Source organism: Arthrobacter sp. K4-10C (genome assembly GCF_059090085.1).
The window spans coordinates 192,031-216,402 of record NZ_JBNHFI010000007.1 but is presented as its reverse complement, the minus strand read 5'-3'; the positions used below and the strand labels follow the sequence as shown (position 1 = coordinate 216,402).

Below are 24,372 nucleotides of genomic sequence, written 5' to 3'. Positions count from 1 at the left end.
GCCTCCCGGTGCACGCTCCTCATGTGGTAGCCGATCCGGTTAGCACGGTGACAGCCAGGCTTGCTGCTGAGCTCCGACGCAGCCCTGACGTTGACCTTTCCAGGGTTGATGTCTCTCGGCTCGTGCAGTCGATGCTCCGTGTAGTCCCCCGCAACGTCGAGTCCAACGGGCTCGCGAACCAGGTCGGGCCCTTTTACGATACGGCGGGCCTGACAAGCTGGTTGGCGGTAACTCGGCAAGCACTCGAAAAGCGAATCACGGCGGGCAAGCTGCTGGCTTGCGTGACCTCAGACCGGGTCCGGCTGTACCCGGTGTGGCAGTTCACGGACAGTGGCAAGCTCCTGCATGGGCTGCCGGAGGTGCTCGCTGCGCTGAAACAGGGAACTGCCGACGGCTGGACCATCGCAGGGTGGCTGACCACTCCGGTCGAGGAGTTCGACGGTACCGCCGTGGAGTGGCTGAAGGACCGGCGCGACCCCGCACCGGTCATCGAACTCGCCCGGCATGACGCGGCTGCCTGGGCAGCATGAGCCGGGAGGACTCCGCGCTCCCGGAGCCGCCCGCTGACCTTGCAGGCTTCCCCCGGCAGCGGATCGAATCTGACCGAGTGCTTTGGCGGGCCGTGAAGGCCTCAAACCCGCATCCCACTGGCGCTTGGTGGTTTGCCTCCGGAGGAGGCCGTCTCGACCTGCCTAAGCCAATGGGCACTTGTTATGTTGCGACCGATATGAAGGCCGCAATCCGGGAACGCCTCGGGCTCGTCTTCGGGGTCGCCTCGCTCCTGCCACCACAGCTAATGCATGGCATGGAGGTGGCAGAGCTGCGAATGCCGCATGCCATCGAAGTAGCTGATACCGGGGATGAAGCGGCAGCGGACTTTGGAGCGATCCGGGAACTGGGCTCAATGACGGGCAGCTATGAGAAGACAGGGCGTTGGGCCGTTGCCTTCCACGAGGCAAGCTTCGAGGGCGTGCTCTACGAGCCCCGATTCAGCTCGCGCGCCGAGGCCACGGCCTTGGGATTCTTTGACAAGGCCGGCGCGAAGAACTGGCCGGAGGGACCCCGCCTTTCAGGGCGCCAAGCCTTTGCTCTGGCCGACCTAACGAGGTTTGTTGGCGCTGTCCCGTCCTCAAAGTCTGTAAAGATCGTTCCTGCACCTCCGCCACTGCGTCCCCGCTGACACTGGCGGAGACATGACGGCCGGCTACCGGGAAATCCGCCGCGGAGGAACCAATCGTCGGCACACTCCCCCACCTGCACAAGATATCCGTTATCGGCCACCGTCAGCAAGCTGGTTCGCGGTTGCCCGGTACCAGGAGGGCGGGCTGGCAAGCGAGCGGCGTTGCTGTCAGCCGGCGTTTTCGAACAGTGCACGGCCCGAGACAATAACGTCCGCTCCCAGCTGCAAGCCTTCGGCCGCCACGGCCGCCGTGACACCGCCGTCGATTGCCACCGGTGTTGTGCCCGCGAGGCGGGCTACCTTTCGTAGTTGGGACGGGTCTGCTGCATTTCTGGTGCCGGATTCAATGAGCATCACGAGCGCGCCGTCGGCCCGGCGAAGGCCGGTCAGGTCGTCGCCAATCGAGACTTCGGCCCAGATGGGTACCTCCTTCGTGCGAAGGTCTTCCAAGGCGTCGGCGAAGTCTTGTAGCACTCTCGGAGCCAGGGCAAAGAATTCCGCTTTGACCTCCCCGGCGGCCCGAATAGCAGTCTCCGCCGCTGACTTTACCGAGTCGATCATTCTTATTGCTGGGAGGATCAGGTGGACTTCGAACCGTGCTTCTGGGACAGCCCGATGCATGAGCAGGAGTTCATCGGGGGTGACACCGGTATGGGTTCCCTCTTGGTTGATGATGAGGTCCACGTGCACGCGGTGCCCGCGGTCGGTAAGCAGCCGGGCAGCCTGTAGCCGGTTGGCCGCCGGCACGGCGTAGACGCTTCCGCTGATCGTTCCGGGTGCGAAATTCCTGGCCCAGATGGCAAGGCCCAGGACGGGAGACTGGGACTCGCGCGGCTGTGACAGGTTGGGCTGGGATGCGTCTGTCATTGTTGGCCGTCCAGCTGTGTCATGTCCGCGGCCCGGCAGTAGCTTGCGAAGGCGGCTTTCCGGGTGCGGGCGCGGGGTTCGGCGACGACAGTGGCTCTGGGGGTCCACTCGTCCCGGACATCGGCCACGCTCCTCCGCGCGGCGACAGCGGCTGCCTGGACGGCCGCTCCGCGCGCGGTGGCTTCATCCTCGTCGGGGACGAGTATGGGCCGCCGCGTGATGTCGGAAAGGAGTTGGGTGTAGGCGGCGGAGCGGGCGCCCCCGCCTACGGCAAGGATTCGTCCCGTCAAGTTCACACCGACCCCCTCCAGGCTCTGCTGGCCCCGATAGAGGCCAAAAATCACGCCCTCGTAGGCGGCACGGGCGAACTCTTCCCGCGTGGTGGCAGTGGTGATGCCAGCCATGATTCCCGATGATGCGGGCCTATTTGGTGTCCGCTCACCGTCGAGGAATGCCGCCAGTGAGGGTCCTTCTGTGTCGGGGGCGTTAAGGGCCAGTTTTGTCATGTCGTCGCGGCTCGCTCCGAGTATCCGGGCGAAAGTGTCGGTGACTTTGGCAGCGTTCAGGGTGGAGACCAGCGGCATGTATTCGTCCGTCATGTCGGCAACCCCGTCAACTGTGCCTTCGAGGTCGTGGACGGCCGTGGGGTGGACAGTCGAGACGACGCCGGACGTGCCGAAGGAGTAGACGAGGTCCCCATGCTGAACGCCTAGGCCCAGTGCCGCAGCGTGCTGGTCGCCGCCTCCTGCGCCAACCACGATCCGTCCGGTTAGCCCCAGTTCCTCCAGGGCCTGTGGACAGACTTCTCCCGCAGCCTCGTCCGGGCCGAGCACTGTCGGGAGCATGGTTTCCCAATCCCGGTCATCGATGTGGCGGAGAAACTCGGGAAGATAGCGCTTCTTTGCCGCGTCGAAGTAACCCGTGCCGGAGGCCTCGGAGCGGTCGGTCACGTACTCTCCGGTGAGCCGGAAGGTCAGATAGTCATGGGGCAGGAGGACATGGCGCAGCTTGTTGAAGTTGACTGGTTCGTGCTCGGCCAACCAGGCCAGCTTCGAAATTGTGAAGGCAGCGGTGGGCAGGGACCCAACGGCGCGGATGAAGGCCTCATCGCCAACTTGTGCCCGCAGTTTGATGAGCTGCGGAGTAGAGGTTGTGTCATTCCACAGTTTTGCCGGCCTAATGATCCGGTCCGCTTCATCCAGTGGTACGAGACCATGGCACTGTCCGGCGACGGAGATCCCAACAACTTGGCAGCCCGATGCTGCGGCCTGGGCGAGGGCCTGCCGGAACGCGAGCGTGAATGCCGTCCACCACTCTGCCGGATCCTGCTCGCTGAGCGGGGGGAAGGTTGGTGTGTGGGGTGCGGTACCGGTGGCGGCGAGGGCGCCAGTTTCGGCGTTGCGCAGCTGGACTTTGCAGGACTGTGTTGAGGAATCCACTCCAGCGACCAGCAGTGTTGTGCTCATGAGGTGATCCTAGAGTTCGACTTCAGGGGGAAGCTCTGTCTGCTGACCGACGAGTCCTCCGGGGTGGATGTGGATGACTTCCTCCCAGGTGTGTCCGCGCAGGGCCATGAGGACGGTGGCCAGCGCGTCACCCCAGGCGCCCGCGACGAGGGTGGAGCCCATGGCGATCAAGCCACCCGGATCAGCCTCAGCTGGTTCGGTCTTCACTACGGCAACACGCTGAGCAGCCCTGGCGAACGGTGAGTCAGGGCGCTCTGTCACGGCTACAACCGGGATGCGGCGTTCACCGAGTCTGCTGACCAGCTCGATAAGTTCTGTGGACTGGCCCCCTTTGGACAAGGCCAGCACGAGGTCGCCGTCGGTGATCGCTCCCATGCCTCCGTGGAGGGCGTCGAGGCAGGGAAGGTAGAAGGCGGGTGTTCCGGAGACGGCGAGGAGATGGGCGAGCCGTTCAGCCATAATCCCGGAGGTGCCGGTTCCGGTGGTAATGATTTTGCCGTCGAGGTCGAGGATTTGCTGAACGATCTCGGCGAAGGTCTGGTCGATCTGGGCGCTGAGTCCTTCGACCGCTTGTGCTTCCCGGCGTATTGCAGCCCGGGCAGCCTCCACGATCGTATTGGTCGTGGTGCTCGAGGTGGTCATGGGGTACCAATCTGGTAGTCGGAGGGGCTTGGTTGGCCACGGAATCGGTGGATGCAGTGAACGTTCGTGTGCTTCTTTGTTTCCGGAAGGGATGCACCGGGGACGCTGCCGGCGGTTCTGGTTTCGTTAGTGAACCGGGGACGTTTTGGCCGTTGCCTCGGACGGTGAGCGTCTTGGACCTGACTTGTCCTTGCGCTCCTCGAGCGAAGGTACGGCGTGAGGAGGGCCAAGCGGCGCCGATTTGAGAGAGGTGCTGATGAAGTGGCTTCTTTTCACCGCGTTTGGACCGTCTTCGATTCCGCCTGCACTTGCCATGGGACCGGTGTTGCCTGCTTCGCCTCTCAGGTGGACGGCCTGCAAAAAAGGCGAAGCAACCACCTGCGACCAAGTGCACCGCTGAGCGTTTCCGCAATGCCCAATCACCTCGGCGTGTTCGGAACATTGCACCTCAATGGGGAAGTTTGCAGTGCTCATACCCCTCGTTGCTGCGCTGATCATACTTGTTCCTTCCAGCGTGAGGCGCGGTCTTTGTCCGTTTTTCTGCTGCCTCGACTGTAACGAAGCTCTCAACAAAGGGGCAATACAGGCGCTCAAATGAGCACCCTTCGTAAGCGGGGTCGAGTCAGGGCTTGCCGCGCTAGTTCAAAAGGCAACAGATGGGCAATTAGTACGCTCAAATGAGCGTACTAATGGTAGGCTGGGAGCCGGAATATGAAGGGGATGGTGTCAAATTGACGGGACCTGAAGAGCGCCTCAGGATGGCCTACGTGGCGCGCCGCTACTACCGTGACGACGCCACTCGATCTGAGATCGCCGACGAGATAGGGGTGTCCAGGTTCAAGATCGCAAGGATGCTCGAACGCGCGAAAGACCAGGGGATCATTAAGTTTGAAATCAGTGCCGGGGACCTTGTTGACCCGGACCTCTCGGTGGACCTTCAAAAGCGTTTTGGCCTCCGCCGTGCCCTTGTCGTTGCAGCTCCCGGCGACAGCGATGGCATTGCCCGCGAATATGTGGGCAAGGCCGCCGCTCAGCTCCTGACCGAGATTGTTGAAGAAGGCGACGTTGTGGGTTTCACATCTGGCCGGACGGTATATGCGGTTGCGGGTTTCCTGGAGTCACTTGCCCGCTGCGACGTAGTCGCCCTCGGTGGTGTGGCAGGCCAAGCCACCGAGCACGGCGTCGAGATCCTGCGCCGGGCTCAACGCATTGCCGGCGGCCGTATGTGGCCCATCTTTGCCCCGTTGGTGGTGCGCGACCCCGCAACCGCGCGGGCGCTTATGCATGACCCGCTCATCCGCGAGGCGACATCTCAGTTCCAGCGGGTCACCAAGGGCGTCGTCGCGGTGGGTAGCTGGGACCCGCCGAACTCCCAGCTGTACGACGCAGTCCGGGAGCTGGGATATGTCGATAAGCTCCTGTCGCAGGGCGTCGTGGGCGAAGTAGCCGCCACGCTTATCGCCGAAGACGGCAAGACCATCGAGACCATCGACGACCGGACCATCGCCATTCGCGCCGAAACCCTCAGAAAAATCCCTGAAGTCATCTGCGTCGGAGGTGGTGCGTCAAAAGCCCGTGCAATGCGCGCCGCAATTGCGGCACGCCTCATCGATTCAGTGGTTACGGACGCGTCACTGGCGCGTGAGCTGTTGAAAGGAAACTAACGCCGTTCCAACTGGCAGCACACAGGAGAGGTGTTAGTTTCTTGCACGTGCGGTCTCATGGAGAACCGGAAGCGGCAGCCTCAAATTGTGCAGCAGACCGGTCGGATTCATCATCTTGGACCATGCTCCAGAGCACCTTGGGGGAGGCGGTGAACAGGCGGATGCCTCGTTCGGCCAGTCCAACAATGGCTGCCCTTGAGCGCAGGCTTGCTGCGAGAACCTGTGTTTCAGTGCCGGCCGTGAGCGTGTGCATCTGCCCGATGAGGGAGAGCCCGTCACTGCCGGCGTCCTGAAGCCTGCCCAGATAGGGAGCTATGTAACGGGCGCCAATAGCCGCCGCGGCGACGGCCTGGGCTGCACTGTAAACGGCGGTGATGAGGACCGGCGCCCCGTTCCGGGCCAAACGGGCTGCAACGGGAAACGCTGTTGGGGTTGCCGGAACTTTGACCACGATGTTCCCGCCCAGGTCCAAAATGCGGTGCGCATTCGAGAGCAACTGTGCTGTGGTGGTTCCCCATGTCTGGAAAAAGACCTCCCTGGCCCCGGCGTCAGTCCATCGGGCGTGGAGTTCTTGGATGTCATCCACCGTGCGATTGGATGCCCTGAGGATCGTGGGGTTGGTTGTGACCCCGTGGACGAGGAATTCGTCCAGGAGAGGAGCAACGGCGTCTGTGTCGGCACTGTCGGCGTAGAAGCGAATTGGGGCGTTCGTCATGTACGGGGGCCTTCGTTCATTGGTGGCGGCTGGGATGCCCCCGGCTTTGCCCGGGACCGGACAGGCTCTTGGGGGAGAAGGGCTTCGTGAGGATTCACGCCACCGGCTTCCGCCCCCAACAGCCGGTCCTGCCAGAACCGGCGCTTACGCCCGCAGTTCTGCTGGGTCATCCCAGGCAAGCTCGCGCAGCTGTGCAGGGCTTACCGCCTCTTTCGCGAACACAGTGCCGTCGCAGCTTCCCTTGCGGAAGACACAGACGGTGTTGGCCAGGCTTGTCAGCTCCTCTTCTTCGCTGGAAACGACGATGACCGCGACGTTCTTTTCACGTGCGAGACGGCGAATGATGCTGTAGATCTCCTGCTTTGCTCCAATATCGACGCCTTTGGTGGGCTCATCGAGCAACAGCAGGCGCGGCGCCTGCAACATCGCCCTGGCGAACAAGGCTTTCTGTTGGTTGCCGCCTGAGAGTGCGGTGATAGGCGAGGAAATGTCACCGCGGATCGACATCTGCGACAGCACGTCATCGGCGCTGCCGCGCAATTTCTTCCAGTTCAGCAACCCGGCCCGCATGTGGCGTCCCAGGATGGGAAGCACAGCGTTGTCGACGGAGGACAACTGCGGAATGAACCCGTCTGATTTCCGTTCTTCCGAGACAAAGGCCACGCCGGCCTTGATGGCATCTCCCGGGCGCCGGGGATTGTACTTCTGCCCACCGAAGAACAATTCGCCCTCTGTCAGGGGCTCTGCGCCATACACCGTGCGCAGGAACCTGGACCGGCCGGAGCCTATCAGCCCATAGATGCCGAGGATTTCGCCTTCATGGACTTTGAGGTTTACCCCGGAGAGTCCATTGCCGCCGACGGCGACCGCTTCGAGCACAGGAGCGCCGAAGGTTTCCCGGAGATCCTCTTCGTCTACTTCCTTAAGGTCCTCCGGATGGGTCCCGTCCCCGACCAGATCCTCGACGGCTATCTCATGGTCGCCGATGATGGCGTCGACGACAGTCTGCCTGTCGACGTCCTTGGCGTCGCCGTCCAAAACGATTCGGCCGTTGGAGAGTCCGACGATCCGGTTGGCTACGGCGAAAACCTCGTCGAGTTTGTGGTCGACCAGCAGGACACCAACCCCCTTTTCCTGGGTCAGGCGCCGGATGATGGCCAGGAGATCGTGCACCTGCTGTTCTTCCAACGCCGTTGTGGGCTCGTCCAAGAGCAAATATTTGGCCTCGTGGTGGATGGCGCGGGCCACTTCCAACAGTTGGCGCTGCGCCACCGAAAGGTCGCCCACGGTGTCGGTTGCCCTTGCAGGGATACCGTACTCGCGGCACAGGTCATCGGCGATGCGCTGCATCTCTTTGCGGTTCAGGAGGGCGCCGGATTTCCGTTCCTGGCCCAGAAACACATTCTCTGCAACGCTCAACTGATCAATCAGGCTCAGTTCCTGGTAGACGCAGGCGATGCCGCTATCCGTTGCATCCTTGGGCGAGGTGAAGCCGGAGGCATCTCCGTCAACACTGATGGTTCCGCTGTCCGGGACTTCAGCCCCGGACAGCGAACGGAGCAGGGTGGATTTTCCGGCTCCGTTGTGGCCGATGAGAGCCACAACTTCGCCCGGGCGGACACGCAGGCTGACGTTGCTCAGCGCCCGCGTGGCGCCGTAGGTCTTGGAGATGTCGGTGACAACAAGTCCTGACGCATCAGACATGGTTGTTCTTCTTTCTTTTTCGTGTTCGCCCGGGATCAGGTGTCTTAGCCGACTTCGCCGGGGCCTGGGGTCTGGCCGTTGACGAAGACCTTCAGAGGCTGCAGAACTTCCTTCTCAACTTTTTCTCCGCCAAGGAAGGCCTTCATGTTGTCGAGTGTGATCTTGGCGTATTCGGCCGGTTCCTGAGCGGCGCAGGCTGCGTAGTTGTCCTTGAGCGGGGTGTCGGCTGCGCAGAACGCGTAGACCTTTACCTTGTCCGTCTTGTTCTGCTGGGAGATCGCCTGCAGGGCGCCGACTGCGTGAGGGCCGGCATCGGCGAAGATGACGTTCAGGTCAGGGTTGCCCTGCAGGAGGTCGCCGGTGACCTGAAGGCTGACGCTTGGGTCGATTTTTCCGTTGACCGTGTTGGTGACTTTGGCATTCGGATTGGCTTTGAGCGCCGTGGTGAAGCCTTCATCGCGCTGGTTGGTGGGGATCTGGTCGGGGTTGCCGATGATCCCCGCGACGATTGTGGCGTCCTTGCCGAGGTCTTTGAGTGCCTGCTCACCCATCTGCTTTCCGCCGGCTACCTGGTCTGCACCGACGTACTGGACGTAGGAGGCGTTCTGGGTTTTCAGGTCCTGGTCCGAGATGATCACGTTGACGGTGAACACGGGAATCTTTGCGGCATTCAGTTTCGCAACACTGGCTGCGCCGGGGCCGGAGTTGACGGCGTTGAGCGCTACCGCGCAGACGCCCTGCTGGACGAAGGAATCGATCTGGGCCAATTGGTTGGAGTCGTTGTCGTTCGCGATGGCTACTTTGACGTCGTAGCCAAGTTCCTTGCCATGGTCTTCGAAGCTCTTCTTCATGGACACGTAGTAAGGGTTGACGGTGTTGGGCAGCGCGACGCCGATGGTCGGCTTTTCACCGGTACATGATGCCGGCAGCGCCGCCGGCGTTCCGGAGCCGCCAGGACTCGTTTCCGTGGCTGTGTTCGAGCAGCTTGTCAGGCTCAGCGCCAGCAGTGCGACTGCTGCAAGGGGAGTGAACTTGATAGTCATCGGTCTTACCTTTCGAGATGGAGGGAATATCAGGGTTTTGCGAGGGGTGCGTTCGAAGTAGAGGAAATGGTTGGGCCCGAAGGACCGGAGGCGGGGCGTGGCCCGCTGGTTGTTGGCGTGCCTTTGGTGCCCTGTGACTGGGACGGTTTGCGTGCCCGGCCCCGTCGGTAGGTGTCGAAGGAGACGCCCGCCAGGATGATCAGGCCGATGACCAGGGACTGCCAGTAGCTTTGGACGTTGAGGACATTCATTCCGTTGCTGACAACGGCGATGAGAACGGCACCGATCATCGCGCCCAGGACAGTGCCCACTCCGCCAAAAAGGGAGATCCCTCCAACGACCGCCGCGGCGATCGAGTAGAAGAGCTCGTTGCCGGTACCCGTCGCGGGGAAACCGACCATCAGACGTGACGTGGCAATGATGCCGCCCATCCCTGCGCAGAAACCACTTACGGCGTACACGAGAATGGTGGTGCGGGGGATATTTACCCCCGCCAGGCGGGCTGCGGCCTTGTTTCCGCCCATGGCATAGATGTGTACACCGGGGCGAGTCAGTCGAAGGTAGCAACCTGCCACGACCGCGGTGATGATCAGCAGGACGACGGGAAGCGGAATGCCGGCGATTCTGCCCTGTCCGATCCACGAAAATCCGACGTCGACCACGGAGACGGAATTGGCTCCGGTAGCGATGAGCGGAATTGCCAGGGCGACGCCCTGCGTTGAGAACGTCGCGATGAAGGCAGGGATTTTCAGGTAATGAACGAGGAGGCCATTTACGACTCCGAGTGTTGTTCCGACCGCGAGGCCGAGAAGCGCAGCAACCGGCCATGAGAGCCCAGATTGCATCAGTAGTGCTGTGAGCACACCTGTCATGGCCACGTTGGCGCCCGTAGAAAGGTCAATTCCGCCGGTCAACAGGACGAAGGTCTGCCCAAGCGCGAGGAAGGCAATAACTGTGCCGTTCACCAGGAGCACCAGAGCATTATCAAAAGTGCGGAATGTCGGGGACAGAAGGCTGAGCACGACGACCACAGCTATGAGGACGCCGAGTATCCCGAGTTCTTCTGGGATGCGTCGCTTGTTCATGGGAACCTCTCTGTTCTGAAGATTGGGTGAAGCGATAGGCGCAAAAGGCGCAGCAGGTTTTTGGGTTCGTAGCGGGATCACCGTGCGGGGCTCGGAGCCGGTGATCTGGCTGAGCAGCAGAAAGGCGAGTCCCTGAGCAGAGCTGCCTAAGGGCAATCGGTGCCGGGGAAGGCCTTGAATGCGGTCAGTTCCTCAACTTCTCGGTGAGCGGCATAACAGGGATGTCCAGGGGAGCCACGGCTTCGGGAAGCGCCGACATCTGCCCCACCGCACCGCCGGGATGGGTGTAGTGGACCTTCTCCCAGGGGTACTGTCTGGCACGCATAAGAACGACCGCCAAGGCATCAAGCCATGCACTGTGTGCCAAGGTGCTGCCCATGGCAATTAGGCTTCCCGGGTCAGCAGAGGGGAACGTACGGAAGGTGACTGCGATGTCGGCGGCGGCCGCAAGAGGTGATTCTGCGTTGCAGGTCAAAGCAACAACTTTTACGCCTTCAGCCGAGGCCCTCAGGGCCAGCTCGTTGACCTCGCCTGAGGATCCGCCCTTGGACAGAGCGATCATGACATCGTTCCGCCTCAGCGAGCCCATCGACCCATGCAGGCCGTTGGTTGGGTTGAGGAAGTAAGCGGGAGTGCCTGTAACTGACAGAAGATGAGCGCTCCGGGCGGCGATGAATCCGCTCGTTCCGGCTCCGGTGAGGACCACCATTCCGGGGCAGTTCAAAATCAGCGACGCGACGTGGACGAAAGTCTCGTCAATTTGATCGACGATGTCCCGTACCGCTGCTTCTTCGTCGGAAACAAAGGAACGCGCTGCGTCGATCACGGCGGTCATGCCGCTCATTTCAGGAGTGCTCATCTGTGTGTTCCACCTCTCAATATGAGCTTTCCTAAAAGTATGGTCCAAACGCTCAGATTGTAAAAGTGGGGTGCTCAAATGAGCGGATTTCTCCTAAGGCCGGACGTGGCTAGTCATCCCTATGGGATTTACTGCTCAACATGGCAGGAGGCCACCAGGGGCTCGCAGCGTGACGGGACTGTCGAAGAAATACGAGGCGTAGGATGTCCCTTTAGAACGCCAGAAGGGCCCTTCTCCCCCGGCGCGGCCTATAGCTTGACGAGATCGCTGTTATCGGCCTATGAAATTGGCGGGGGACAGGGAGCGAAATCCGAGGCGACAGCCATTACTGACGACACTCGTGGATGCCGCCTTGGAGTTCATCAGCTAACACCTCCCGTAGTCTGCGCGGGGCTCATTAACGTTGCGGGTGCCGTAGTTCCAATGCAGAAGTTACCTTCGCGTCAAGGGGCGCAGTATTTCAACCCATTGCCGGGTATCCAGCGGCGTTGAGGTGGACTCCATCCATTAAAGTCCTTGCGGAGGACCCCATCAGGAGAGCTGTGTGCCGACCAGGTCCACAAATTGTGCCGTAGGATGCCGCTTTGAGCTGGTGGTATTCCCTTCGCATCTCGGAGCTGTCCGCTGCGAACGCGGCCGGCCGCGGAATTACGCTCTGCACAAAAACGGGTCATTCCCTGATCGCTCAATGATCGCTTTCAACAGGGCGCTTTGCCTGGGCGACTACGTCCTCAACGCGGTCTTCCCACACCAAGATCATTAGTGCCCATCAACACGAAGACGGCACAGAGCCGGTCCGAGGCCGAGTGCACGTGGACGAGGAGATCGTCTTCCGCACCAATAGCGGTTGGAAGCAAGAGCGTCAGGAATCCATTCGGCCCATATGCCACCTTCGATGATGCTGTCCTGGAGGAACACAACAGCACCAGATACCGGACCGAGCGCTTGAAATGCCTACGCCGGTGCTTATGGGCAACAAGAACGGTTCGGCTAAAGGTGACGTACTGCGGAGCCAGCGACGGAGCCCCTACACACGCGGCCGAGAATAGTGACCCAAGAGGCCGGCGTCGCCCGGCTCTGTGTCTACCTGCTCGATAGGGTTGTGACCTTTCATCGGGAGGCTTCTTTTCGGCTAGGTGCGTGATTTTGTCATTTGGTTTCGGGATGAATGGACAACCACCGAAGAATGGCGGTCATTCCGGCATTGAAGTGCGCTGTTCCGGGTCGGTCTAGGAATCCATGGCTGGCGTTGGCAATTACTTCGTAGTCGACGGGACTCCGGCGCGAGCTAGGTCTTGAGCGAATGCTGCGCCCGATGCGCGGAGGGAACCGCGGTCCGCGTCCACAAGCAGAGTGGTGGGCATCGGCCAGATCGTGGCCGCCCGGGAAGGCGAACGGGTTGCTCATTGCTTGGAGGGGGCCGGCGAAGTTGCGGTTCATTCTGTCCACAGTTTGCGGTCGGAACTGCACGATGCCGTGCCGTCCACGGATCCTTGAGCGAAGTTCACGTGAGACGTTTGGAAGAGCGGCGTGGAAAGTGCCGTAGGCCAAGACGAGCCGAGCGGGTGTCTTGCCACCTCTCGATGCAGGCGGAGTGAGGCCGCTGCTGCCAGGCAGGCCCCCGCACTGGCACCACCGAGCGTGACCCGGCCGTCCGGTGTCTCGGCGCGGATATGCTCGAACGCGTCGATCCATCGTCGACAGGCACGGGAAAACGGATGCCGCCCAGTATTCCGGGTTTTGGTTTGCGCAGCCAGCTCCAGGGTGGCACCCGGCGGTAGTCAACGGCGACAACGGGGCGTCCAGCGGCCGCGATCCTGAGTGCAGGTGCATGCGACTCGAGCTGGTGCAGATCGCCATGAGAGAAGGCTCCCCCGTGCAGCCACACGACGGGCTCCCCGTCCGGCGTCGGGGTTGCGGGGAGGTATCGACGTACCGGGATGGCCCCGTGGCGCCCCGCAACGCTGTCCTCCACCATCTTGATCCCGCCCGTTCCCTCCCCCGCTGGCGTCGCTTTCATGTTGTCTGCTCCTGCTCATTGCATGCGTCAGTGGTGGATTCTTTGGCCATTTGGACTCCTGTCGTGGTTTGAGAGGGCATCCAGGTCGTGTCCTCGATGATCTTTTAGAGTGTGAGCAGCGCGGCGCATGTCGAAGGCGAAGTCGCGCAGGAGGGCATAGTGGGCGAACTGAGTGCCTTAGCCACGAAATGTAGAAAAGCTTCTGCAGCGCCGTTCCCCGGCCGTTGCGGCGGTGAGCAAGTCAGCTCCCCGCACTCCAATTTGGAGGGAGCCCTTCGCAGGGCTGCGGGCTAAGGAACGGCGTGCCCACTTCGGTTTTGAGTTGGGATTGCCCAGCCAGTGCAATAGGAGCCAGCGGTCAGGCCTCCGCCCAACCGCGTGGATGCGGGGAGGCCTGGCGGTGCGGTGGGCCTACTGGCACTGGTGGGTTCGGAAGTTGGTTGAACACGCTCGTCCTGAGGACTGCCTAAGGGAAGTGTGCATCCTGACAGTTCAAGGATCCGGGGGTGTACCTCTTGTGCGCTTGCTTGAGGCCCGTTAGCCGGCGTTTGCCGGCGCCTTCTTGATCGCAGCGATTGGGGCCCGGAGCTCGTGGCTGCCAGGGGTTGCCGTGACCTCCTGGCCTCCCCAGCGCAGGACGGCTGTGGAGCCGGCAGGGACGGAGACGTTCAAGAGTGCGTCTTGACCGTCCTCGCTCCACTCAACGTCGATTCGCCCCTGAGGGCCGTCAAAGTGACCACGTGCCCAGCTGAGGTGCACCGGCGCCACCGGCGCCACGATGAACGATTCCCATGCTACCGAGTCGTGGGTCTGACGCAGGCCCAGAGTGTGAGTTTGCAGGTATCTGATGACGGCTCCCTTGCTGTAGTGGTTCAGGGAGGCCACGGCGTTTCCGTTGCGGTCGATACCTTCCCATTCTTCCCAGATGGTTGTCGCGCCGCGGTCGATCATACCTAGCCAGGAGGGGGTGGTGCGCTGCAGCAGCAGGTTGTGGGCGACGTCGGCGTAGCCATTGTCGGCCAGTACGGGGAGCAGATCTGCTGTGGAGAGAAAGCCGGTACCCAGGTGGTTGCCCGCTTCCTGGATGAGTTCGACGAGATGTCCGGCAGCAGCGTCGCGGAGGTTGGCTGGAACGAGGTCGAATGCAAGGCCGCGGACATAACTGGCTTGCGTTCCGGCGGTTGTGCGGCCTTCCTCATCCAGGAATTCCTTCCGCCAGGCATCACGGACCTTTTCCGCCGTCTCCGCGTAAATAGCGGCTTCCTTGAGTCGATCAAGTTCGTCTGCGATCTTGGCCATCGTGTCCAGTGAGCGGTATAGGTAGGCGGTGCCGACCTCACCCTTGTCAGCCATCGCCCAGGCCATGGGGTCCGGCATCGTGGGTCCGGGTGTGCCGTCCTCGTTCAATGGCGTCGGCTCCAACCACTCGCCAAAATGAAAGGTGCCGTCCCACAGGTATTTTTCGTGCGTGAGCGGCTCTTCGGAGCGCACAACCCTTGAGGGGTGGCGTTTGGTTGCCGCGGATTTCAACGCGAAATCTATCCAGCGTTTCATCGCGTCCCAGGATTCTTCGAGCACGCGACTGTCGCCGTAAGTTCTGTAGAGCTCCCAAGGCACCAGGACGATCGCATCACCCCAGCCGGCTGAACCTGTCGCCATGTCGGACATCAGGTCAGGGATCACACGGAGGCGGGCGTTATCGGGCGACATGTTCGCGATCCGGCCGTCGTCTAGCTGGTCGTCGCGCACTGCCTGCAGCCACTTCCGGGAAAATCCATCGACGTCATAAAGACGCATGGCGGTCGGCAGGAAGATCTGCCAGTCACCGGTCCACCCAGAGCGTTCCCGTGTAGGGCAATCCGTTGGAATGTCCACAGCGTTCCCGCGGAAGCTCCAGTCCGCGACATCGTAAAGCGTCACCAGGTCGGGGTCGCTGCAGGCGAAGCTGCCGACCTTTTGTAAGTCGGAGTGCACTACCTGCATGGTGATGTCTGACGGATTGAGCACAAGCCCTGGCCGCTGCAGTTTTACGTAGCGGAATCCGTGCACGGTATGTCGCGGCTCGAAGGTCGAGGCCGGATCGCCGTCGGACACGACTTCGTCGTGCTGGATAAAGGGCACGCTCGGTCCGCCCTGGGCGCTGGGCGTGTCCAGGTGTGCGAGGGTAATGTCGCCATGGGTGTCGATATGTTCAGCGAAATCCAACAGGGTGCGGCTCCCACGGGGACCGAGCGAGGACAAACGGACCCGGCCGGAGGCATTTTGGCCGAAATCGACGACCACTGCGTCATCAGAGAGCCGCTTGATCCCGGTTGGTTGCAGTTCCTGAACCACCCGGACCGGAGGAGCCGGTGACCAGCTGACCGCAGGGATGTTCATCGGACCAGGGACCGGGGCGCCGATGCTCCGGGGGACATGGTTAAGGTCCGTGATCTGCCCGTCCATCAGGTCCGCCTGAACGATGTTCGAATCACTCACACGCCACGACAAATCGGTGGCCACTGCGACAGCGGGTCGTTGCTCGGCCAGAATATGGAGCTCTGCTCGGATTGCGGTGTCAGTACCCCACGCCGCTTGATGCCGAAAGGCGCCGCTGCGGCCCCGGTACCAACCATCCGAAACCAAGAGTTCGATGGTGTTGGGGCCTGGCCGCAGCATCACGGCGACGTCGTATGCCTGGGCGTAGAGCGTCTTGTCGTACGACTCTGTTCCGGGAGCGAGTTCCTCATGCCCGGCACGCTGGCCATTGATAAAGACCTCGTAGACGCCCAGCGCTGTTGCATACAGCCGGGCGCGGGTGACTGGTGAGTTCACAATGAACTCTTTGGAGAGTGCATAGGCCGGACGGGTGCCAAGCGGGAGTTCGCTGCCCTTCGGTGAAGAGATCCACTGCGCGGTCCAGTCCTCTTCGAACAGGCCCGCCTCGAACCGGGACCATTCCGACCACGGCGTGGGACTTCCCTGGCCATAAAGGCGGACGCGCCAATCCACCGACTCGGTGCTCCGCAGTTCCCGCCATGGCCAGGGGATGAAACGGTGTTTGTCAGTGTCTTCGTGATAGGACAGCACCTCTTCGCCGATGCGCGCCTCAAGATCAAACCCCTCCTGCCGGGCCATTCCCGACGGAAGCATCCAAGAGAGTTCCGGGGCAGGCGATGAAATCGGAAGGAACGTGCCTCCCGTTTCGACCTGAAGGCCCCTTGGCATGGAGACGTTGCTTGGCGACCCGAGTTGTGACATGGAACGTTTTTCCTAATTCTTGGTGGTTGTGAGTAATGAGCAGGCGGCCATAACTGTGTCTGGGCCAGCCCTACATGCTGCCCTTGATCTTGCGGACCGTGAATCCGCCCACGATGCCGATAACCGCTGCCACGAGGTACATAACCTGGTATCCGCCAAGTGACGTCAAGGCGCCCAGGGCAATGAGAGCACTGCCCAGCATCGGTCCGAAAGACCGGGGTATCTGGTCCGCGACCGTCATGAGCGACATGTACTTGCCACTTTCCTTGCCGCCGCCGGGAAGCACATCGATGAACAATGCTCCGTCGATGGGAGAGTACGCTCCTGAACCCAAGCCCAGCAGGACCAGCCCGACCAGGTAGACGGGGACACTCGGCGAGAACGCAACTACCACGGCGCCGGCGGCCATAAGCAGGGTCGTGAACAGAACAAGGGACTTGCGTTTTTGAAGCTTGTCGCTGATCCACGATCCGCCCACAGCTCCAACGATTGCCGTGGCCAGGCCGACTAGGCCCGTCAGAGTGATGACGCCCGGCAGCTCCTCGGGTGAGACCTTCAACTGGTCAGTCAGGATGTACACCCCGTACGTGGACGTCAGCACGGTAGCGAGGACGACAACAAACTTGCCCACCCAGGCCCAGGAATAGTCCGGGATCTCCCGGGGCTTAATTTTGAACTCAGCGAAGAAGTTTTTCGGTTTCTCCATCCGCGCGCGTTCGGCTTCAGACAGGTGACGGTCATTCAGTACAGCGCTCACCAGCAGGGCTGCGATCACCATTACAACGGCGGGAACCCCGAAGAGGGCGATCTGGTTACCGATGAGCATGGGAAGGAAGATTGAAGCCAACAGGCCCGAGGAAACTATGCAGACCATCATCAGGCCCTGCATCCGCCCGCGGTGCCGTTCGGGAACCTGGTCCGGTATCAGTGCACCGGAGGCCCCGGTTACCGTGGCGTTCCCGAGTCCCATCAACACAACACCGACCAGAAGCTGTCCTACCCCGTCGCTGAAGGCCATGACTGCAAGGCCGGCAGCCCCGAGAGCGACACCGGCAAGAATAAAGGGGCGCCGCATGCCAAGCCGCGAGGTGCACCGATCGCTCATGGTTCCAGCAAGAGGCGTAACAAGCACATTTACTAGGGCGTAAATGCCCGTCACGATGCTCAACCACAGCACCTTCTCGTCCGGAACAAGCCGGGCGATCGTCAACGGCCAAGCGACAATGGCCATGCCCACAGCGGCCAAGTACGTGCCCACGTACAGGAGTACAAGGGCGAAGACAAACCTCTTACTAAGAACTTGCGGTGCCTGCGGGGCGGCCTCGTGGGGGTAGCCTTCCGCGGCATCTACCGCGAGATTAATTGGATCTGACATCAGAGTTCCTCCTTGAACCGATTCAAACGACCGACGCAACTATGTGGCGGTCATCACTCAGGCAGACTATATAACACATGTCTCATAGTTCCAAGGGGCGGGTTTAGACAGCCCTGGTTGGAGCGTGACAGGGTGTGCAGACGCTTCTGCCTGCCGCAGTTAGGGGAGGTTTGGAAGGACTTAGTCTCGGAAGGGCGTCAGGTTTGGCGCCATGGTGGTGACCCACGCGGCCAGCATCTCAGGGGACATGCGCGGCGTTTCCGACGTCAACCACAAGAGGCAGATGCCCAGGAGGCCGCCGCCGGCATACGCGCCGCGCAGCTCCCTTTCGAGCGGATCCTGGGCTGGGATCAGGGCTTGAAGTTCAAGTTCGACGCTTGAAATGGTCCGCTTGAGGACGGCGTGGATCGTCTTAGCACTGCCGTTTGGTCCAAGCGCCCACCGGTAGAGCAGCCAGTTGTCTTGAATGTGGTGAAAGTATTCGCGAAGAATGCCTTCCGAAGCCTCGTACTGGTCGCCAGTTCCGCGAGAGACCGCTTTCCATTCAGCGGCGCCACGTTCTGCAAGATCGGCCAACGTGTCCGCGATCAGATCATCCAGCTCGTTGAAGTGGCGGTAGAAAGTCGCCCTTTCAACACCGCTGCGCTCACAGATGGCGCGGACATTGATTCTGGACGGTTCCTCATGGGCGAGTTCCACGAGCGCACGGCGGAGGCTTTCCCGTGACCGCACGTACCGCGGATCGCTGTTCTCCACGATGACCTCCTTGGCCTTTGTCACAAAAGTTTTCTCTTCATAGATTAGCCCGAAATGCCTCTATGAGACACGTGTTCAATAGTGCTAGTCTTGCTGGAAGCCAGCCGGACAAGGGCTGGTCCACATTTTTTAGGAGTCAACGATGCCTACTTTTCCTAACAGCTTCCTCTGGGGAGCCGCCACCGCCGGCCACCAGATTGAGGGCAACAATGTCTTGAGCGACATCTGGGCAATGGAGCATGTCGCCAACGCCCCCTTCTCTGAGCCTTCCGGGGATGCGTGCGACAGCTACCACCGTTACGAGGAGGACATAGCCCTTCTGGCGGAGTCGGGCCTAAACTCCTACCGGTTCAGCATCGAGTGGTCCCGCGTTGAACCAGAGCAGGGATTCTTCTCCCGCGCTGAACTCGATTATTACCGTCGGGTTGCCAATGCCTGTACTTCTCGGGGGATCACGCCCGTTGTAACTCTGAACCACTTCACGGTGCCCGCGTGGTTTGCGAGGGGCGGAGCATGGAACAAGCCCGACGCCGCCGAGCTTTTTGAACGGTACAGCCGCCGCGTGGTCGAGCACCTTGCCAGCGAGGTCAGCTGGTGGGTGACGTTCAACGAACCCAACGCAGGAGCGCTGCTTCTTGCCACCGGTTCACTACCGTTGGGCGCTCTGGATGACTCTTCCGAACTCAGCCGTGCCCGTGCCGACATGGGACAGGCATTCGCCCAGCGAGTCGGCGGGGAGGCTGGGATCGCTTCTATGGCATTGCCAATCATCACTCCCACTGGCATAGAGAATGTCCGCCGCGCCCATCGTCAGGCCAGGGCAGCTATCAAAGAGATTCAACCCGACGCGCAGGTCGGGTGGACGATTGCCACCCATGATGTGCAGTCAGTAGATGGCGGCGAAGAAAAAGCGGTGGAGGTCTACGCCACCGCGATCGAATCATTCTGGGAAGTGTCGAAGGAGGACGACTTTGTCGGTATTCAGACCTACACACGCGAGGTATACGGCCCTGAAGGCAAAATCGAGGCAGAACCCAGCGATCGCACCTTCCAGACGGGTTGGGAATACTACCCGCAGGCCCTGGGCAACACAGTGCGCAGGGCCGCCGGGTTCACCGGTGTTCCGGTGCTTGTCACCGAAAACGGCATGGCAACGGATAAGGACGAACTTCGGATCGACTACACCCGGGCCGCCCTCCAAGGACTTCGGGAGGCCATGGATGACGGCGCCCGCGTGCTCGGCTACATGCACTGGACCCTCCTGGACAACTGGGAATGGAACTCGGGCTTCGCAATGACCTTTGGCCTGATTTCTGTTGACCGTGAGACATTCGAGCGCATACCCAAGCCGAGTCTGGGCTGGCTGGGCAACATCGCAGCCACCAACGGCGCTGCTCTCTAAGGCTCCGGGCCAGGTCTAGGAAAATGGGACAACTTGCGGAACCTGTAGTTCGTAAGACAGTGCTCCTTACCGGTGTCACCGGCAATCCAGGGGTTCTCATATTCCTAGCCTGAGTTCGCCGCCCGGAAAGACCGCTTCGATGTCCAAACCGTCGCACTCCGGGACTAACGGCCTTGAGGTTCTGTGAACGTATGAACACAAATCAAGCATGCCGTTCCGGGCAGCCGCCCAGCTTCGCGGACAAAAGTCTAGGCCGGGCCGAACCTGAACATTTGTGCCTTCATCAACCACTAGGAGAGAACAGAAGTGAGCAACATAGTAGATCGGCCTTTGCGATGGGCCATCGTCGGAACGGGGCAAATCTCTCACACCGTTGTGCCGGATATCCAACTCTGTGAGGGCAGCCAAATCGTCGCGGTTTGGAGCCGAGACACCACGAAGGCTAAAAGCTTTGCGGCTGAGCACGGCATCGCACAGCACTTTGATGACTATGCGCGATTGCTGCAAGACACATCCATTGACGTCATCTACCTCGCCACCCCGATCGCAACCCATCATGAGCTAACCCGACGCGCGGTACTTGCCGGCAAACACGTCCTTGTCGAGAAACCGCTGGCAACTAACGCGCATGAGGTTGCGGAACTCTTCGCCCTTGCCGAAGAAAACGGCGTATTTCTCATGGAAGCGATGTGGATGAAATTCAATCCTACGTACCGCCTGCTGATGGAAACGCTCACCGAAAAGATTGGACGCGCCACCAGCCTCCGAGCCGGATTCGGATTTCCCTTCCCAGATGACGGCAGCAGTAAGTGGGATCTCGCCCGCAGCGGCGGCGCCCTTCTGGACCAAGCCATTTACCCGGTCACACTCGCCCACAGCGTTCTTGGCGAACCTGCAGGGGTCTGCGCCAGGGGGCGGATAAGGGATGACGGGCTGGATCTCGGGGAGCACTTCACACTCGATTATGCAGATGGTCGGTTCGCTCAATGCTCAAGCTCGATAACGGGCTTCGACGATCCGTCCGCCTCTATTAGTGGCTCGGACGGTTGGGTTCAAATTCCCGCTCCGTTCTGGGTAACAACAGCGTTTTCGGTCTACTCCGCCCGTTCCCCGGAGTCCATTTTTGTTCCCAGCCAGGTGGGCAGACAGCTGGAAGGCAACGGCTATGTTCCCATGATCCGGGCAGTGGGACAGGCGATCCGTACTGGGGAGATTCAGCACACCGTTCACAGTCGTGCCGCTACCGAAGGGGTGTTCCGCACGCTCGACGCTATAGCGGCGCAAATCAAATCTCCACCAGCTGGCACTCAGAGTGTTTTGAGCTCTGGACGATAGAAGTGCGACCTGACATCCGAGCGCCCGACACTGTCCATCCTTGCGGAGGCCCATAGAAGGAGGACTACGACGTTATCGGGCGGGAGGAAATCCGCTCAACCTGGCACGAAGAACGGCACCCGTTGTGGAATGAAACCTCGGATGCACCAAACAAAGGAAGGGTTGGTCATGCTGACCAAAACGGACATTGAAGTCATAGTCAACAGCCGTCCTGAACTGGACGACCGGCTCGAGGACGCCGTCCTGCGCCTTCAGCAACTGGCAATGCTCTCGCGCACGCGCGGAATCCTTGTCACACGTCATTCGCCGCGCCATTACACGGCCTCATTATCCGATGCTGTTCCCTTCGGTCTCACGCGAGAACTCACCAGCTGAAACCGTCGTCCCGTTTCGTCGCTTCGCCCGTCAGGCCACAACGTCGCCGGAGCGGTCAAAGGTTGAAGCGAAAGTCCGCAGTGCAGGTCCCTGGACTAAGTCAAAAGGACAGCCGCAACTTCTCAGGCGAGGGATCTGTCTGCTACCTCGGGCCCAGGGACGGCGCCAGGGAAGCGACCGATTCCCTAGGGACAATCAACGCCATTCCCGCCGGTGCCTCAGGTAGCGGATGTCCTTCGGCGTAGTGCAGTGCGATGCCTGCCGTATATATGCCGAGCTGCTCATTGTCGATCGAGACGCTAGAGATTGACGGCAGGAAGCGAACAGCCAGCGGCGAGTTGTCGTGTCCGACCACGGACAGGTCTTCCGGAACACGCATCCCGTTGCGGACAGCCCCGGCGATGACGTCCGCAGCCGTCTCATCGTTGTAGGCAACCACGGCTGTTACTCCTGACTCCCGCCACGCAGCAGCGGCAGAAGATCCGGAATTGTCCTGATAGTCGACTTGCCGAACCAAGGCAAGGGGCAGCCCGGCTTCCGTGCAGACCTTGTTCACGAGCTGGAGGCGGTCCTGGACAAACTCCTTCAGCCTGGGGTCGGAAGGGCACGCGAACCCCAACTTCTCGTGACCAAGACGTAAAAGATATTCGGCCTGAAGCTGGGGGCCAGAAGAAAAATCGGGAGACGCCGGAGCTGCTCCCCTATCAGGGGAAGGAATGATGTTCCTGATACCCAGTGACTTCATATCCGCCAGCTCTTCAGCAGAAAACGGTTCGTAGCCGATGACAACGGCAGGATCCAGGATCGCCCACAGCGGGGTCGCCGCGCTGTCAGGAATCGGGGTATACGTGATCAGAGCGTATCCGTGTTCTGCCAGGGCGTGGGTCAGCGCCTCCAAGTTGGTCCGTAGACTGTGCTCCAGCGGCCAATCGGGAAGAACCAGCAGGACAATCTTATTTCGTCCGCTCCGCAGCGCCCGCGCTGCTTGGTGCGGCCGATAGTTAAGGCGCTCGGAGGCCGCCAGTACCCGATTCCGCGTTTCATCTGAAATCGTCTGCCCCTTTGTCCGGTTCAGGACAAATCCCACCGTGGCTGGAGAAACGCCAGCTTCCCGGGCTACGTCCGCTGCCGTCACCCTGCGCCCAGTTATTGCTGGCATACCCGCTCCTTGAATCGTTACAAATACCTCTTGCCATGCCGTCATTGGCCTTGCTAGCATCTTACCTACACGCGCTAGCACGTACTAGTGACTAGCCCCACAAAGCTTTCGACAATGGAGTCCCCATGAACTCTCCTGAGACACCCCCCGTGTCACCTTCCACCGGTTCGCCGGTAACCGGCGTGCTGGGCCACGCTGACGAAGAAGTTATTCACGATGTTCCCGCGCAGGACACTGACCTGCCCAAGGTGTCGCCCAAATACATCTGGCTGATGGTGCTCGCGCAGCTGGGCGTCTTCATCGCCTTCATCACCCCCATGGCTATCTCCCTCTCTGTCAAGGTCAGCCAAATCACCCCGGGCCAGGAACAAAACCTGGGATACATCCTTGGCGCCGGTTCACTGGTCGTCATGCTCCCCTCCCCTTTCCTGGGGACCATGAGCGACAGGACCCGCACGCGGTTGGGCCGGCGCAGCCCGTTTATCATCGGCGGCACTGCCCTCGGCGTACTCTCACTCGTACTGATGGCTTCGGCCGACAGTATTGTCCTCCTCGCGCTGGGCTGGATCCTGGCGCAGTTGGGCTGGGGCACCGTACTCATGGGCCTGAACGCATCACAGGCTGACCGCCTGCCCGAATCACAGCGCGGCAAAGTCTCCGGACTGGTTGGATTTGCCACCCAGATCGGACCGGTCATCGGCGTCGTCTCCGCAGGGTCGCTGATGACGAACAACCTGCTGTTGTTCGTCGTTCCAGGCATCGCCGGAGTGCTTTTCTGTGCCCTGTTTGTCCTCTTTTCGGGCGAGAAATCCAGCAAGGGCCTCGTTTTCGAGGACAAGCTCAGCGTCCGGTTGATCGCCTCGAAGTACCTTTACAACCCCAAGCAGTACCCGGACTTCAGCTGGAACTGGCTGGGCCGCTTCCTGTTCTACTTCGGCCTGACACTGAACACCACCTTCACCGCATTCTTCCTGGCCTCCCGGCTGGGCGTCTCGCTCCAGGACGTCGCGGGCGTCATCGCATCAGTCGCTGGCATCGGCGTGCTCGCAACCACTCTGGGAGCGATTGGCGGCGGGTTCCTCTCGGACAGGATCCGTCGCAGGAAGCCGATCGTGCTCGCAGCTGCGTTGATCTTCGCGGCCGGCATCGTAGTCATGGCCTTCGCCCATGACATGCCGGTTATCATCATCGGATCAGTCCTGACCTCCGTTGGCATTGGCAGTTTCTCCGCCGTGGATCAGGCCCTTCTCCTGGACGTATTGCCGGAGAAGAAGACCAACGCCGGGCGCTTCCTGGGAATCACCGGGTTCGCGACCTCAATCCCCCAGGCAGCTGCACCCCTGATCGCTCCCCTTTTCCTCACCATCGGTGCAATTGGTGCCGAGAAGAACTACACCCTGCTCTACCTGGTAGCAGCAGGCTTCACCCTGCTCGGCGGGCTGGTTGTCCTCCGCATCAAGTCCGTCCGCTAGAACCGCAGAAAGA

Annotated in this window: 19 protein-coding genes; 7 read left to right on the top strand and 12 right to left on the bottom strand. The window is 61.0% G+C overall.

Annotation, left to right across the window (positions count from 1 at the left end):
• The first annotated feature begins 281 nt into the window (after positions 1-281).
• Together AC5RUU_RS11800 and AC5RUU_RS11795 are read left to right on the top strand one after the other, a co-directional pair.
• A complete protein-coding gene (locus AC5RUU_RS11800; RefSeq protein ID WP_493975388.1) occupies positions 282-530 on the top strand; it encodes a hypothetical protein in 249 nt (82 codons plus the stop codon).
• Positions 527-1,180, top strand: a complete 654-nt coding sequence (locus tag AC5RUU_RS11795) for an RES domain-containing protein (RefSeq protein ID WP_493975387.1) — start codon at positions 527-529, stop codon at positions 1,178-1,180. The genes AC5RUU_RS11800 and AC5RUU_RS11795 overlap by 4 nt, the downstream gene beginning before the upstream one ends.
• A gap of 168 nt (positions 1,181-1,348) precedes the next feature.
• On the opposite strand, the gene AC5RUU_RS11790 is transcribed toward AC5RUU_RS11795, so the two are convergent.
• The 3 genes from AC5RUU_RS11790 to AC5RUU_RS11780 are packed head-to-tail and all read right to left on the bottom strand — an operon-like array spanning position 1,349 to position 4,155.
• Positions 1,349-2,047, bottom strand: coding sequence for a hypothetical protein (locus AC5RUU_RS11790; protein ID WP_493975386.1), 699 nt, complete (start codon positions 2,045-2,047; stop codon positions 1,349-1,351).
• Positions 2,044-3,513 carry a xylulokinase gene (xylB, locus tag AC5RUU_RS11785; protein ID WP_493975385.1) on the bottom strand — a complete coding sequence of 490 codons (1,470 nt, stop codon included), beginning with the start codon at positions 3,511-3,513 and terminating at the stop codon, positions 2,044-2,046. Before xylB ends, AC5RUU_RS11790 begins: the two co-directional genes overlap by 4 nt.
• 9 nt (positions 3,514-3,522) lie before the next feature.
• Positions 3,523-4,155, bottom strand: a complete 633-nt coding sequence (locus AC5RUU_RS11780; RefSeq protein WP_493975384.1) for an SIS domain-containing protein — start codon at positions 4,153-4,155, stop codon at positions 3,523-3,525.
• Between the two features lie 731 nt (positions 4,156-4,886).
• Between AC5RUU_RS11780 and AC5RUU_RS11775 the strand changes: the two genes are divergently transcribed.
• Positions 4,887-5,819, top strand: coding sequence for a sugar-binding transcriptional regulator (locus AC5RUU_RS11775; protein ID WP_493975383.1), 933 nt, complete (start codon positions 4,887-4,889; stop codon positions 5,817-5,819).
• 55 nt (positions 5,820-5,874) lie between these two features.
• Here the strand turns inward: AC5RUU_RS11775 and AC5RUU_RS11770 are convergent, their stop codons facing one another.
• From AC5RUU_RS11770 to AC5RUU_RS11735, 8 genes are all read right to left on the bottom strand, one after another.
• Entirely contained in the window at positions 5,875-6,534 is a 660-nt protein-coding gene (locus AC5RUU_RS11770) for a transaldolase family protein (RefSeq protein WP_493975382.1), read from the bottom strand.
• Positions 6,535-6,678: 144 nt separating this feature from the next.
• Positions 6,679-8,238 (bottom strand): sugar ABC transporter ATP-binding protein, encoded by a 1,560-nt coding sequence (locus AC5RUU_RS11765; protein ID WP_493975381.1) that lies wholly within the window; start codon positions 8,236-8,238, stop codon positions 6,679-6,681.
• Positions 8,239-8,282: 44 nt separating this feature from the next.
• Positions 8,283-9,281, bottom strand: coding sequence for a substrate-binding domain-containing protein (locus AC5RUU_RS11760; RefSeq protein ID WP_493975380.1), 999 nt, complete (start codon positions 9,279-9,281; stop codon positions 8,283-8,285).
• A gap of 29 nt (positions 9,282-9,310) precedes the next feature.
• A complete protein-coding gene (locus tag AC5RUU_RS11755) occupies positions 9,311-10,366 on the bottom strand; it encodes an ABC transporter permease (protein ID WP_493975379.1) in 1,056 nt (351 codons plus the stop codon).
• A gap of 184 nt (positions 10,367-10,550) precedes the next feature.
• A complete protein-coding gene (locus AC5RUU_RS11750; protein WP_493975378.1) occupies positions 10,551-11,225 on the bottom strand; it encodes an SIS domain-containing protein in 675 nt (224 codons plus the stop codon).
• 2,557 nt (positions 11,226-13,782) lie between these two features.
• A complete protein-coding gene (locus AC5RUU_RS11745; RefSeq protein WP_493975473.1) occupies positions 13,783-16,452 on the bottom strand; it encodes a family 78 glycoside hydrolase catalytic domain in 2,670 nt (889 codons plus the stop codon).
• 103 nt (positions 16,453-16,555) lie between these two features.
• Positions 16,556-17,860 carry an MFS transporter gene (locus tag AC5RUU_RS11740; RefSeq protein WP_493975377.1) on the bottom strand — a complete coding sequence of 435 codons (1,305 nt, stop codon included), beginning with the start codon at positions 17,858-17,860 and terminating at the stop codon, positions 16,556-16,558.
• 180 nt (positions 17,861-18,040) lie between these two features.
• Entirely contained in the window at positions 18,041-18,616 is a 576-nt protein-coding gene (locus AC5RUU_RS11735) for a TetR/AcrR family transcriptional regulator (protein WP_493975376.1), read from the bottom strand.
• Positions 18,617-18,758: 142 nt separating this feature from the next.
• On the opposite strand from AC5RUU_RS11735, the gene AC5RUU_RS11730 reads away from it, so the two are divergent.
• From AC5RUU_RS11730 to AC5RUU_RS11720, 3 genes are all read left to right on the top strand, one after another.
• Positions 18,759-20,018, top strand: coding sequence for a glycoside hydrolase family 1 protein (locus tag AC5RUU_RS11730; RefSeq protein ID WP_493975375.1), 1,260 nt, complete (start codon positions 18,759-18,761; stop codon positions 20,016-20,018).
• A gap of 306 nt (positions 20,019-20,324) precedes the next feature.
• On the top strand, positions 20,325-21,353 hold the full coding sequence (locus AC5RUU_RS11725) for a Gfo/Idh/MocA family protein (protein ID WP_493975374.1): 1,029 nt from the start codon (positions 20,325-20,327) through the stop codon (positions 21,351-21,353).
• A 168-nt stretch (positions 21,354-21,521) separates the two neighbouring features.
• Entirely contained in the window at positions 21,522-21,728 is a 207-nt protein-coding gene (locus AC5RUU_RS11720; RefSeq protein ID WP_493975373.1) for a hypothetical protein, read from the top strand.
• 142 nt (positions 21,729-21,870) lie between these two features.
• Here AC5RUU_RS11720 and AC5RUU_RS11715 read toward each other — a convergent pair whose 3' ends face one another.
• The gene (locus AC5RUU_RS11715) at positions 21,871-22,887 is read right to left on the bottom strand and encodes a LacI family DNA-binding transcriptional regulator (RefSeq protein WP_493975472.1); all 1,017 of its coding nucleotides are present in this window, start codon (positions 22,885-22,887) and stop codon (positions 21,871-21,873) included.
• 149 nt (positions 22,888-23,036) lie between these two features.
• Here AC5RUU_RS11715 and AC5RUU_RS11710 point away from each other — a divergent pair, with 149 nt between their 5' ends.
• Positions 23,037-24,359, top strand: a complete 1,323-nt coding sequence (locus AC5RUU_RS11710; RefSeq protein WP_493975372.1) for an MFS transporter — start codon at positions 23,037-23,039, stop codon at positions 24,357-24,359.
• The last annotated feature ends 13 nt before the right edge of the window (positions 24,360-24,372 follow it).

Bases quoted from the DNA above. Each gene is read 5' to 3' on its own strand.
- xylB (WP_493975385.1), bottom strand. From the start codon at position 3,513: ATGAGCACAACACTGCTGGTCGCTGGAGTGGATTCCTCAACACAGTCC.
- AC5RUU_RS11790 (WP_493975386.1), bottom strand. From the start codon at position 2,047: ATGACAGACGCATCCCAGCCCAACCTGTCACAGCCGCGCGAGTCCCAG.
- AC5RUU_RS11720 (WP_493975373.1), top strand. From the start codon at position 21,522: ATGCTGACCAAAACGGACATTGAAGTCATAGTCAACAGCCGTCCTGAA.
- AC5RUU_RS11770 (WP_493975382.1), bottom strand. From the start codon at position 6,534: ATGACGAACGCCCCAATTCGCTTCTACGCCGACAGTGCCGACACAGAC.
- AC5RUU_RS11750 (WP_493975378.1), bottom strand. From the start codon at position 11,225: ATGAGCACTCCTGAAATGAGCGGCATGACCGCCGTGATCGACGCAGCG.
- AC5RUU_RS11740 (WP_493975377.1), bottom strand. From the start codon at position 17,860: ATGTCAGATCCAATTAATCTCGCGGTAGATGCCGCGGAAGGCTACCCC.
- AC5RUU_RS11760 (WP_493975380.1), bottom strand. From the start codon at position 9,281: ATGACTATCAAGTTCACTCCCCTTGCAGCAGTCGCACTGCTGGCGCTG.
- AC5RUU_RS11730 (WP_493975375.1), top strand. From the start codon at position 18,759: ATGCCTACTTTTCCTAACAGCTTCCTCTGGGGAGCCGCCACCGCCGGC.
- AC5RUU_RS11745 (WP_493975473.1), bottom strand. From the start codon at position 16,452: ATGCCAAGGGGCCTTCAGGTCGAAACGGGAGGCACGTTCCTTCCGATT.
- AC5RUU_RS11755 (WP_493975379.1), bottom strand. From the start codon at position 10,366: ATGAACAAGCGACGCATCCCAGAAGAACTCGGGATACTCGGCGTCCTC.
- AC5RUU_RS11795 (WP_493975387.1), top strand. From the start codon at position 527: ATGAGCCGGGAGGACTCCGCGCTCCCGGAGCCGCCCGCTGACCTTGCA.
- AC5RUU_RS11715 (WP_493975472.1), bottom strand. From the start codon at position 22,887: ATGCCAGCAATAACTGGGCGCAGGGTGACGGCAGCGGACGTAGCCCGG.
- AC5RUU_RS11765 (WP_493975381.1), bottom strand. From the start codon at position 8,238: ATGTCTGATGCGTCAGGACTTGTTGTCACCGACATCTCCAAGACCTAC.
- AC5RUU_RS11780 (WP_493975384.1), bottom strand. From the start codon at position 4,155: ATGACCACCTCGAGCACCACGACCAATACGATCGTGGAGGCTGCCCGG.